10 protein-coding genes and 1 pseudogene are annotated in these 10,138 nt (G+C 72.4%); 3 read left to right on the top strand and 8 right to left on the bottom strand.

Annotation, left to right across the window (positions count from 1 at the left end):
• Positions 1-281 precede the first annotated feature (281 nt).
• From K7472_RS22200 to K7472_RS22185, 4 genes are read right to left on the bottom strand one after another with little or no spacing between them, the layout of a single operon-like run.
• Positions 282-1,085, bottom strand: coding sequence for an ABC transporter permease (locus tag K7472_RS22200; protein ID WP_222980282.1), 804 nt, complete (start codon positions 1,083-1,085; stop codon positions 282-284).
• Positions 1,082-1,888, bottom strand: a complete 807-nt coding sequence (locus K7472_RS22195) for an ABC transporter permease (protein ID WP_222980281.1) — start codon at positions 1,886-1,888, stop codon at positions 1,082-1,084. Before K7472_RS22195 ends, K7472_RS22200 begins: the two co-directional genes overlap by 4 nt.
• Positions 1,885-2,880 carry an ABC transporter ATP-binding protein gene (locus K7472_RS22190; protein ID WP_308014029.1) on the bottom strand — a complete coding sequence of 332 codons (996 nt, stop codon included), beginning with the start codon at positions 2,878-2,880 and terminating at the stop codon, positions 1,885-1,887. Before K7472_RS22190 ends, K7472_RS22195 begins: the two co-directional genes overlap by 4 nt.
• Complete coding sequence (locus tag K7472_RS22185) at positions 2,877-4,061, bottom strand: hypothetical protein (protein ID WP_222980280.1); 1,185 nt, start codon at positions 4,059-4,061, stop codon at positions 2,877-2,879. The genes K7472_RS22190 and K7472_RS22185 overlap by 4 nt, the downstream gene beginning before the upstream one ends.
• Positions 4,062-4,388: 327 nt before the next feature.
• Here K7472_RS22185 and K7472_RS22180 point away from each other — a divergent pair, with 327 nt between their 5' ends.
• On the top strand, positions 4,389-4,613 hold the full coding sequence (locus K7472_RS22180; protein ID WP_222980279.1) for a hypothetical protein: 225 nt from the start codon (positions 4,389-4,391) through the stop codon (positions 4,611-4,613).
• 66 nt (positions 4,614-4,679) lie between these two features.
• Here the strand turns inward: K7472_RS22180 and K7472_RS22175 are convergent, their stop codons facing one another.
• The 4 genes from K7472_RS22175 to K7472_RS22160 all read right to left on the bottom strand — a co-directional run bounded on the left by K7472_RS22175 (position 4,680) and on the right by K7472_RS22160 (position 9,419).
• Entirely contained in the window at positions 4,680-7,694 is a 3,015-nt protein-coding gene (locus K7472_RS22175) for an AfsR/SARP family transcriptional regulator (protein ID WP_252396053.1), read from the bottom strand.
• A gap of 352 nt (positions 7,695-8,046) precedes the next feature.
• Positions 8,047-8,496, bottom strand: a complete 450-nt coding sequence (locus tag K7472_RS22170) for an ATP-binding protein (RefSeq protein ID WP_222980278.1) — start codon at positions 8,494-8,496, stop codon at positions 8,047-8,049.
• Positions 8,497-8,615: 119 nt separating this feature from the next.
• On the bottom strand, positions 8,616-8,963 hold the full coding sequence (locus K7472_RS22165) for an STAS domain-containing protein (RefSeq protein ID WP_222980277.1): 348 nt from the start codon (positions 8,961-8,963) through the stop codon (positions 8,616-8,618).
• Positions 8,964-9,251: 288 nt separating this feature from the next.
• Positions 9,252-9,419: a hydrophobic protein gene (locus K7472_RS22160; protein ID WP_222980401.1), complete on the bottom strand. Its 168-nt coding sequence runs from the start codon at positions 9,417-9,419 to the stop codon at positions 9,252-9,254.
• A 131-nt stretch (positions 9,420-9,550) separates the two neighbouring features.
• On the opposite strand from K7472_RS22160, the gene K7472_RS22155 reads away from it, so the two are divergent.
• Positions 9,551-9,724 carry a CsbD family protein gene (locus K7472_RS22155; RefSeq protein ID WP_222980276.1) on the top strand — a complete coding sequence of 58 codons (174 nt, stop codon included), beginning with the start codon at positions 9,551-9,553 and terminating at the stop codon, positions 9,722-9,724.
• Positions 9,725-9,931: 207 nt separating this feature from the next.
• A pseudogene (locus K7472_RS32890) lies at positions 9,932-10,138 on the top strand (RNA polymerase sigma factor SigF); the annotation flags it as partial.

The raw sequence follows: 10,138 nt of genomic DNA, 5'->3' as shown, positions 1-10,138 counted from the left end.
CCTGGGGACTCCACGGCGGCTGTGACTCACTCCCCGTCCTTGACGACGAGCTTCTGCAGGCGCGGGCGCATCAGCGCCACGTGGTTGCGGGTCATGGGACACCTCCTCTCATCTGATGGGCCGTCACCTCGACCCGGTCGAGGCCGCGCCGTCGCCCTGGGGGCTGACGGACACGGCCGCGCCGGACCGGTCCTCGGGGCGTGGGCCGGAGCGCTCCGGCCCACGCGGGCGGGAAGTCTTCGAAGGCGTCCGGTGGCGCCCGGTGCGCCGCCTCGGGGCCCTCATATGGAGAACTCGATCGATCCGCTGCGGCGCCCGCGTTCGCCGACCCGGCGGAAGGCCGCCGCCGCGAGCAGGAACCACAGGCACCCGGCGAGCACGGTCCCGCAGGCCCAGGCGGCCGCCGTGGCGACGGACTGCCCCGCGGACAGCGCCTGCACGGCGCGGATCCCGTACGTCAACGGCAGCCCGTACGCGACGACTTGGACCGGAAGCGGCCAGAACGCGACCGGCACCTGGACCCCGCAGACGGCCATCATCGCGATGTACCCGGCGTTGGCAGCCACTCCGCGCAGGCTGGTGTGCGAGAGCACGAGGCCCGAAAGCGCGAGCCCCAGGCAGTAGTTGGCCAGCGCCGTCAGGATCACCGCCGGCACCGCGAGCAGCGCGGACGACCACGACCAGCTCACCCCGTACAGCGGCCCCAGCGCCAGCAGCGCCACCACCGACGTCAGCGTGCCGCTGACCACGTGCTGCGTGCCGCGTCCGAAGAAGACCCAGATCATGCTGGGCGGCGCGGCGACCAGCAGCGGCAGGGTGCCGTCGCGCCGCTCGCGGGCGCTGGTGCTCACCACGGCCATCGTCTCGATCACGCAGGCCGTGACCGCGTTGGAGACCAGCAGCTGGTGCTGGGTGTGGGTCGCGCCGAGCGCGCGTCCCGCCACCACGAAGAACACGACCTGGGTGAGCATCCGGGCCAGCCAGCCGAACGTCCAGCTCTTCCACGTGTACGTGGCCCGGAAGTCCGCCGCGCCGTTGGCGGCGCTGTGGCGCACGATGCGCAGGATGTACGCGATCCGCTTCATGCCCGCCCCAGCGTTCCCAGACGGCGGACCCGGATCGTCACCCGGTGCAGCAGCCACGCCCCGGCCGCGGAGCCGATCAGGCCCAGTCCGAGGATGACCGCCACCCGCTGCCAGGCGTCCGGCACCGGCGCGTCCCGCAGCGAGTCGCGCAGCAGATCGGACGCCCAGGACAGGAACACCACCCGGGTCAACGGACGCAGCCACTCGGGTAGTTGGCTCGCCGGCAGCACGACCCCGCCGAGCAGGTAGAACGGATAGCTCAGGGTGTTCTGGTACGTGCGGGCCGAGCGCGCCAGCACGAACACCGCCGACATCACCGACGCCGTCCCGGCCATCGCCACCACGCTGGCCGCCAGGGTGAGCGCGAACCATCCGGGGTGCGCCACGGTGATGGTCAGGCCGAACAGCACTTTCGCCACCAGCCAGGTCTCGGCGAAGGCGGCGAGCCCGGTGACCACGACCGCGGCGATCCGGCCGAAGACCACGAGCACCAGTCCGGCGGGCGCAGCGATCACCGGCTCCAGCGTTCCCCATGCCCGGTCCTGGCTGATCATCTCCCCGGCCACCACCAGCGCCATGCTCCACAGGCCGATGAGCGGGGGTGCGAGCGCGGCCCTGGCGGCCGTCTGCGGGTGCTGGGAGGGGTCCGCCATGGCGAGGAAGACGATCGCCAGCAGGGGGATGGTGACCAGGACTTGGACGTCGCCGGGTGACCGCCTGATCAGCGCCCACTGGAGCCGGGCGGCGGCCGTGACGGTCACGGCGGTACGCCGCAGCACCGGCCCGGGGGTTCGAGGGGTCATCGGCCCACCGCCATGCCGCGGTCGCCGATGACGTGCAGGTAGACCTCTTCCAGGGTGGGGCGGTTGACGCTCATCGTGGTGACGCCCGCGTCCAGCAGGGTCCGTATGACGACGGCGCTCGCGCCCTGGGCGGTGGTCTGCACGCGTATCCGGCCGCCGGGGGAGCGTTGGAGCGATCCCACCCCTTCCAGTTCCTCCAGCCGGTCGGCGACGGCGGACGGCACGCCCTCCGCCTCGACCCGCTCGTAGCGGCTGATCCACTCGCCGAGCGCCTGGGGGCGGTCGGTGGTCAGGATCCGCCCGTTGTCGATGAGCGTGACGCGGGAGCAGAGCGCTTCGGCCTCGTCCATGTCGTGGGTGGTCAGCAGCACGGTGCACCCGCTGCCGCTGACCTCCCCGACCAGGGTGCGGAAGTCCCGCGCCGCCACCGGGTCCATGCCGGTGGTGGGCTCGTCCAGCAGCAGCAGTGTCGGCTCGTGGACCAGGGCCCGGGCCAGGTGCAGCCGCTGCTTCATGCCGCGGGAGTACTCCTCCACGCGGTCGTCGGCGCGGTCCCGCAGCCCGACCCGGTCCAGCACGGCGTCCACCCGCGCGGCGCTGCCGCGTCCCGACAGGCCGCTCAACGCGGCCCAGAACGACAGATTCTGACGTGCCGTCAGTCGTGTGTAGAGGCCGCGGTCGCCGCCGAAGACGATGCCGATCCGCGCACGGACCCCCCGCACGTCGGTGACCACGTCGAGCCCGCAGACCCGCACCGTCCCCGAGGTCGGCAGCAGGATCGTCGAGAGGATCTTGCACAGCGTCGTCTTGCCCGCCCCGTTGGGGCCGAGCAGGCCGTGCACCTCGCCGCGCGGCACCGTCAGGTCGACGCCGTCCAGCGCGAGCACGTCCGCCCGCTTGCGGCGCACACCGCGCCCGGGCGTGAAGGTGCGGCTCAGCCCCGACACCTCGACCGCGAGGGCGAATCCGCCGGCCGGCGGGATCGCGTTCACACCGGCCTCCCGCTCGGCTCGGGCAGCGGCTCGGCGCAGCCGAGCGCCGCGGTCACCTCGCCCCAGAAGCGGGCGAAGTCACGGTTGACGTCCGCTCCGTAGACGACGCGCACGACAGGCAGGGCGCGCAGCGCGGGCAGGACGTCGGCGACGCCTGCCGGGCGATCCTGCGGCAGCAGCCCCAGGAAGTCCGTCACGTACTTCAACTGGCGGGTGCGCGCCCGGTGTTCGGTCAGCCAGCCGGTCTCGCCCGGTGCCAGCCGCTCGATCCGCCAGCCGCGTTCCTCGTGCCGGGCGACCGGCAGCACGACCCCGGCCGGACGGGCGTCGGAGGCCGCCTGCGCACCGGTGATGGCCAGGAACTCGCCGAGGTCGCAGTGGAGCCGCACCCGGTGCTCCGCGCCCCACGGCCGGGCCGGGTCGAGGTCGAGGCGGCCGGGGGCGCCGCCGTGCCCCCGCAGCGGGGTCTGCTCGAAACGCTCCCGCGCCCGGTGGCCGTCGAGGGCGGCCACGCTGACCCCGATGCGCTTCGGGAGCCCGATGACGCGCGGCTCGCCGCTCGCCGGATCGCGGTACGGCAGGATGACGTCGTCCGAGACGAACCGCCACCCGAGCAGCGTCGTCGCCAGAAGCATCAGCGAGGACTTTCCGGAGCCGCGGCTGCCGAGCACCATGACCGCGCGGCCGTCCGCCGCCACCGCGGACCCGTGCAGCGCCGGCAGCCCGGCCGACGTGAGCTGGGCGCCCATGAGGAACCGCAGGTGGCGCGCCACCGCACGCCGTGCGGCGGGGGAGTCCTCCGTCACCTGGATCTCGACGTGGCGTCCGCCGCGTTCGCCGAGGACGGCCATCGGCGCCGCGTCCCCGTCACCCGGTTCCAGCAGCGCGTACCGGCTGCCGAACTCCGCGACCAGGAAGCGGCTCGCGTCCAGGTCCAGCACCGGCGTCTCGTCGCGGTGCCGCCAGGTGTCGGCGGGGACCTCCAGGCGCTCGGTGCGCGAGACGCGCACGGTCACCCGGGGCTCGTGCGGAAAGTCGTCGAACGAGAACAGCGGGCTGCACCGCTCGCGCGTTTCGGCGTGGACCCCGGAAATCTCCGAATCCACTCGCACCGAGGCGAAGGCCGCTCCCATGGGGAAGGATTCGACCGCGGTCCGCGTGCCCGAAGTGGACGTCGTCACGAGGACGCCTCCTTTCTCCTGTCGGAATCGGCTGCCGGAACGGGCCTGCCGGAATGGCCTGCCGCAATGGCACGGGAATCCGCCTCCGGCTCACCGGCCGGGGCGACAGGAATGACGCTAGAGCGGCGCGATAGGCGTGAAATCTATTGCCGATCAACGCACTCGGGGTTGCCGCGCCGACCCGGTGGGCATCACGCGGGCGCCAAGAAGGGCGTGGCACACCGCCCGTAACGCCCCTCCCACCAGGGCGTTGATCGCCCGTTGATCGGCATGCGGCAGGGTGAACCACACATCAGCACCAACGCGCCACAGTAGGAGGCTCCCGCCGTGACTTCGAGGAAGACCGACGCAGCGACGCTCGTCCGCGGTGGGGCCGCGGTGTTCGGACTGATCGCCGTACTGGCCGCCTTGCCGGGGTCCGCCGTCGCGGCGCTCGCGGCCCCCGCCCCCGGCGGCCACACCGCCCGGGTCGAGCGGGCTGTCGGCGTCTACGGCCAGCAGCTGTGGAACAGCACCGGGTCGAGCTGCGAGACCTGCAACCCGAAGAGCTGATCCGCCGTGCGGCGCCCGTCCGTTCCCGTCCCCGCGCCCGCCCGGGCCGCGGAAGGACCGGTCCCCTCAGCCGTCGGAGGCCGCGCCCTGGGGGATCAGGGCGAGCAGCCGGGAGACGTCGGCCGCGTCGGGCAGGCCCAGCCGCGTGAAGATCCCCAGCGCGCGGTCGAGTTGGACGCGCGCCTCCCCGGCTCGGCCCAGGTCGCTCCGGGCCTGCCCGAGCACGGTCAGGGCGTGCGCCAGGTCGCGTTCAGCGCCCATCTCCTCGCACCGGGCGACGGCCGCCCCGGCGTGCCGGGCCGCCTCCTCGCACCGCCCCATCCTGCGCAGCGTCTCGGCGAGCCGGTACAGCGCGTGCGTCTCCCGGTCCCGCAGCCCCGCCGACCGGCACACGTCCAGGCACTCGGTGTACCGCGCGACCGCGTCGTCGTACCGCCCCTGCTCGTGCAGCGCCAGACCCAGCACGTACAACGCGTAGGCCACCCCCGAGAGGTCACCCAGGCCGCGCAGCACGGTCAGCGCCGCCTCGCAGTCCGTGATCGCCTCGTCCGCCCGGCCGTCGCGGACCCGGGCCAGCGCCGCGTTGATGGTGGTCGCCGCCTCGCCCGAGCGGTGGCCCAGGGCCCGGGCGATCGCGATCGCCTCGTCGTAGCAGGCCACCGCCTCGTCGAACCGGCGCAGGAACTGCGCGGCCAGCCCCAGGTCGTTGAGCGCCTGCCGGAGAATGACCGTGTCGCCGGTGGCCCGGGACGCCTCGATGGCCAGCCTGGCGTGCTCCTCCGCGTCGGCGGGCCGCGCGGTCTGCAACGCGATCGTGCTGCAGAGCGACCGGGCGCGTCCCGCCGTACGCCGGTCGCCGCGCAGCTCCGCGGTACGGGCCAGGGCGAGCGCGGTCGGTGCCAGCCGCCCGTACCGCACGTCGCGCGCGAAAGGGCTGACCGCGATCAGCAGGTCGACGGCGACCCGCAGGTGTTCGCCGTCGGTCCGCAGCGGCAGGCCCGCGGCGGCGAGGGCCACCGTCGTGACCGAGTCGATCTCCCCGGTGACCCACGAACGCGCGGCGTGCACGTCGGCGAACGACAGACCCGGCGCCCGCAGAGGGCCCAGGGCGTCGGCGACCGGGTCGCCGGGAACGGCGTGCGAGAAGGCGCTGCACGCGGTGGTCAGCAGGAAGTCCAGCAGTCGCCCGAGGGCGTGGGCGGCCTCGTCGGGCTCGCCCCCGGCGCCGTGTTGCAGGGCGAACACCCGCAGCAGGTCGTGGTAGCGGTACCGGCCCGGTTCTGGCGACTCCAGCATGGCGGCGTCCACGAGGGACTCCAGCGACTCCTCTGTCGTCTCCTCGTCCAGGGCGAGCAGCGCCGCCGACGCGACGAGGCCGATCCCCGGCGCCCCCGCCACGGCCAGCAGCCGGAACGCCCGGGCCTGCGCCGAGGTCAGCTGCCGGTAGCCGAGTTCGAAGACGGCGTCGATGGCCATGCCGCCGACCCGCAGTTCGCCGATGCGCCGTTGCTCGTCGGCCAGGCGCGCGGTGAGCGTCGCGATGCTCCAGCCGGGCCGGGCCGCGAGTCTGGTGGCCACGATGCGGATGGCCAGCGGGAGATGTCCGCAGGCGGCGACCAGATCGAGGGTGTCGGACCGCTGACTCGCCAGACGCCGAGGCCCGATGACCGCGCCCAGCAGGGCGAGCGCCTCGTCGGGCTGGAAGGGGTCCAGGCTCAGCTGCGCGGTCAGCGGCAGCCCGAACAGCCGCGACCTGCTGGTGGCGATGACCCCGCAGCTCGCCGAGCCCGGGATCAGGTCGACGAGCTGCGTCGCGTCCCGCGCGTTGTCCAGCACGATCAGCACCCGGCGGCCGTCCAGCAGGGTGCGGAACATCCGGCAGCGATCGGCGAGCGCGTCGGGCACCGCCTGCGCGGACACCCCCAGCGCCGCGAGGAACCCGGCCAGCACGATGCCGGGGTCCGCCGGATTGCTGTCGCTTCCGCGCAGGTCCGCGTGGAGCTGCCCGTCCGGGTACGCGGAACGGACCCGGTGTGCGATGTGCACCGCCAGGGACGTCTTGCCGACCCCGCCCATCCCGGCCACCGCCACCACGGCGGGCGCGAGCCGGCCGGACGCGGTCAGCACCCGGCACAACTGGCCGACCTGGGCCTCGCGTCCGGTGAAGTCCGGTGTATCGGGCGGGAGTTGGGCGGGCGGCGGACAGGACGGGATCTCACCGCTCGGCCCGCCGGGAATCCGCGCCTCGGCATCAGGGCCGGGATCGGCCGGGTGCTCCTCCCGCTGGTCGGCGGCCCGCGCCTCCCCGGCGACGGCGGCCGTCAGCGCCGGATCGCCCTCCAGGATCCGCCGGTGCACACCGCTCAGCTCCGGCCCGGGATCGATGCCCTGCTCCTCGGCGAGCAACTGCCGCACCCTGTTGAACACCGCGAGCGCGTCCGCCTGTCGCCCCACCCCGTACAGCGCCCGCATCAGCAGGCCGTAGGGGCGCTCGCGCAGCGGGTGCGCTGCGGTGAGTTCGGTCAGGCCCGGAATGGCGAGACGGTGGCGGCCGAGGGCCAGATCGAGGTCGAAGTGCTCCTCCAGCGCGGCGACCCGCAACTCCTCCAGCCGGTCGCGCTGCCGCTCGGCGAAGGGGCCGGGCACGCCCGCCAGCGGCTCGCCGCGCCACAGGCCGAGCGCTTCGCCGAGCAGGCGGCCGGCCCGGGCGGGCTGCCCCGCGTCCCGTTCCCGCGCGGCCTGCCCGATCAGGGACTCCGCACGCCAGGCGTCGATCACGGACGAGGCGACGGCGAGCCGGTAGCCGTCGCCCACCGACACCAGCACGCTCGGCGCCGTCCGGTCCGGCTCCAGGGACCGGCGTACCTGCCAGGCGTAGGTGCGGATCGTGGTGACCGCCGCGTTCGGCGGCTCGTCCCCCCACAACGCGTCGATCAGCTGGGCCATCGACGCGGTGTGACCGGGCCGCAGGAGCAGGACGGCCAGCATCGCCTGCCGCTGCGGCGGGCCGACGCGCAGCTCGGCGTCGGCCCGGTACGCCCGCACTGTTCCCAGCACGTCGAAGCGCATCGCATCCGGCATTCCGCCCTCACCTCTCTCCGCCCCCGCTCGCCTTCGCCATGAAGATGATCACGGTAACGTCAGGGTTCCAGGACTTTCGCCCGCGCGCTTCTGACTGCCGCTCAAACTCCTGCTTATCGGTGGTCCGAGCCTCCGCGTTTCGGCCACCGTGCGCCACAACGGGCCATGGCTCCTTGGCTCCACCGGGACCGCGAAGACGGCGATTGAACCGCTCTCAAGCCATCGCGACGGCGGCCGGTCGCAGGGGAACGGTTGCGTGAGAATGACCACAGCGGGGTCGCGCTGCGGGCTGTTCCGGCGCCCCGGCGGGTCGCGGAGCCCGGGGGCTACCGGTTCACCGCTGTCGGCCGGTTCACAAGGTGGCGGGCGGCGGGGTGAGTTCGAGGGGGAAGTGGACGGTGATGGTCTTGCCGGTCCCGGTCGGGGTGATGGTGATCCGGTCGGCGAGCTGCTGGATGATCGGCCAGCCCAGTCCGCCCTTGCCCGCCAGGGGTTCCTGGTCGGTCGCGGTCTTCGGGAGCAGGGGAGTGCCGTCGGTGATGTCGACGCGGAGGGTGTCGTCGGCGACGGCGGCGTCGAAGGCGGTCAGTCCTTCGCCGTGGCGTATGGCGTTGGTGGCCAGTTCCGAGACGGCCAGCAGTACGTCGGCGTGCGTGCGGAGGGAGACGGTGCGGCCGGTCTCGGTGCCGTAGCGTGCCAGAACCACCTTCACCCGGCTGCGCGCCTCCCCGGCTGTCCGCGGAACCGCCCCCACATCGACGGTCCGCAGGATGCCATGGTGAATCTCCTCGGCAGCGCTCATGCCGGATATCCCCTTTCCCTCCCTCGCGGATCTTTGTCCTTTTTCGGCGCCTGCCCGAGTCCGTGCCCTATACACCGGAGCAATGGGTCCCGGCCGGGGTAACGGATCCCGCTCCGGGCTCAGACGCCGTCCGCGGTACCGAGAACGTACAGGGGGAAGAAGCCGAGGGTTCCGGTGACCTCCAGCAGCCGTTCGACCGGCAGTTGGAACGGGCCCGCCAGGAAGAAGGGCCGCTCGGCGCGCTGGTGCGCAAGACGTGCGGCGAGGAGCAGGTGGAGCACGGTGGAGTCCGCGAAAGTCATCTGGGACAGGTCGACGACGGTACGTGCTCCGGACGCTGTGGTGGCCTTCAGCAGCGCCTCCTCGAACTGCTCGCAGGAGTCGGCGTCGAGTTCGCCTTGCACTCGCAGTACGAAGTCGTCTCCGCGTATCGCGCTGCTTGTCCGCACCGTCTCGTCCTCGTACATGCCGTCCACTGTGTCAGAGGGGGATCGAAGGTGCGGCGGCGGGACGGGCCGTGCTGGAGGTGCAGATCCCTTGTGGGCGGTCCGCCCCGCCGTAATCATGTGTCTACCCGGGCTCGCGATGTCGAAGCCATGAACTTCTCGCATCGCCGCTTTCCGTGGGCAGGTCCCGCCGTCCCGTCTTGGAGGTGCGGAGGAATTCCCCGAAAACGTCACGCGCATGGGAATGGCCGGGGCGACACTCCGGAAGGAGTGTCGCCCCGGCCATCGGCCTGACGTGCTGACGTCAGGTCACCATCGGTACCAGCGACTGCGGCCGGCGCCTTCACCGCTGCGGACCAGGAAGCCGAGCAGCCACACCACCAGGACGACGACCGCGACCCACCACAGGATTTTGAGGGCGAAGCCCGCACCGAAGAGAATCAGAGCGAGAAGCAGAACCAAAAGCAAGGGACCCATTGTCCAATCACCTCCACGACGACCTGTGCCCTCGCCTTCAGCGATCATTCCCTCGAATTTTCGGGTTTGACGACGGTCCCTCCGGTGAGGAAGTCCGGCAGGACGAACCGACCTTTTCAAGGAGGCCCGGAATGAGTGCGGAGCAGAAGGCCAAGGCCAAGGGCGAGCAGGTCGCCGGTGCGGTCAAGAAGACCGCCGGCGAGGCTGTCGGCAACGAGAGCATGCGGGTCAAGGGCGAGGCCGAGCAGACCAAGGGCGACGCCCGCGCCGCGAAGGAAAAGGGCAAGGACGCGCTGCGCCCGTAGGACAGCCCACGGCGGGCATACGCGAACACAGGGTGGGACGGCTCCTGGAAGCCGTCCCACCCTTGTGTTCGCACGCGTGTGTTCGCGCGTACTCCGGTTTGTGACGCACGTCACGCATAGTGCCGGGTTTCGGGGGTAAGCGAGCCTCAGTTTCGGCGTTGTCGCTGGTCAGGCTTAGGAGGGGACATGGTGGCGCAGCTCAGCCCGATGATCGGTCACGCGTCGGACACCGCGGAGGAGACCGTTCCTGCTCACCTCGATGAGGTGGTCCTCGACGCAGGCGCGTCGGTGAAGGACATCCGGGCGATGTCGAAGACCATGTTCGCCCGGCTCCAGGTCCTGGAGGAGGGCACGCACGAGTACCAGTACGTGCGCAACTGCCTGATCGAGGCGAACATGGCCCTGGTCCGCTAC

The organism is Streptantibioticus parmotrematis (assembly GCF_019890615.1).
In the GTDB taxonomy this organism is placed as follows: domain Bacteria; phylum Actinomycetota; class Actinomycetes; order Streptomycetales; family Streptomycetaceae; genus Streptantibioticus_D; species Streptantibioticus_D parmotrematis.
Note: the sequence above shows the minus strand (reverse complement) of the source record. Positions and strands in the feature narration are given on the sequence as shown.

Coding starts and splice junctions, on each gene's coding strand:
- K7472_RS22160 (WP_222980401.1), bottom strand. CDS start 9,419: ATGGGTCCCTTGCTTTTGGTTCTGCTTCTCGCTCTGATTCTCTTCGGT.
- K7472_RS22165 (WP_222980277.1), bottom strand. CDS start 8,963: ATGTACGAGGACGAGACGGTGCGGACAAGCAGCGCGATACGCGGAGAC.
- K7472_RS22170 (WP_222980278.1), bottom strand. CDS start 8,496: ATGAGCGCTGCCGAGGAGATTCACCATGGCATCCTGCGGACCGTCGAT.
- K7472_RS22195 (WP_222980281.1), bottom strand. CDS start 1,888: ATGACCCCTCGAACCCCCGGGCCGGTGCTGCGGCGTACCGCCGTGACC.
- K7472_RS22200 (WP_222980282.1), bottom strand. CDS start 1,085: ATGAAGCGGATCGCGTACATCCTGCGCATCGTGCGCCACAGCGCCGCC.
- K7472_RS22155 (WP_222980276.1), top strand. CDS start 9,551: ATGAGTGCGGAGCAGAAGGCCAAGGCCAAGGGCGAGCAGGTCGCCGGT.
- K7472_RS22175 (WP_252396053.1), bottom strand. CDS start 7,694: ATGCCGGATGCGATGCGCTTCGACGTGCTGGGAACAGTGCGGGCGTAC.